Source organism: Aquimarina megaterium XH134 (assembly GCF_000520975.1).
GTDB lineage: Bacteria > Bacteroidota > Bacteroidia > Flavobacteriales > Flavobacteriaceae > Aquimarina > Aquimarina megaterium.
The window spans coordinates 1-447 of the sequence record NZ_JACB01000038.1; the positions used below are offsets into that span (position 1 = coordinate 1).

Consider the following 447-nt stretch of genomic DNA (forward strand, 5'->3'; position numbering starts at 1 on the left):
CGAGAGGCCAAGAATATGTTTTCAGATGCCTTTATGGAAGGAATGATAGAGGTCTTCGATCATATAGCAGCGTCTTCCATATACAAGGTGGTGATCTTAACGGGATATGACAGTTACTTTGCATCTGGTGGTACCAAAGAGAGTCTATTGGCAATCCAGGAAGGTAAGGCTAAATTTACAGATACGAAGATCTTTCAACTAGCTCTGGATTGCAATATTCCTGTGATTGCATCCATGCAGGGCCATGGTATTGGAGCAGGATGGTCTATGGGTATGTTTAGTGATTTCCCAATATTAAGTAGAGAAAGTCATTATATAAGTCCTTATATGAATTACGGATTTACTCCCGGGGCAGGCTCGACATTGATTTTTCCGAAGCGTATAGGTTATGATCTTGCTCGTGGTACGTTGCTAACAGGAATAGAATATCCGGGTCAAGCATTAAAT

The 447-nt window shown here is 41.2% G+C and carries 1 protein-coding gene; it reads left to right on the plus strand.

What is annotated here, in order from left to right:
- The coding region (locus tag Z053_RS0120055) for an enoyl-CoA hydratase-related protein (protein ID WP_025666759.1) at window positions 1-447 on the plus strand (447 nt) is incomplete at both ends.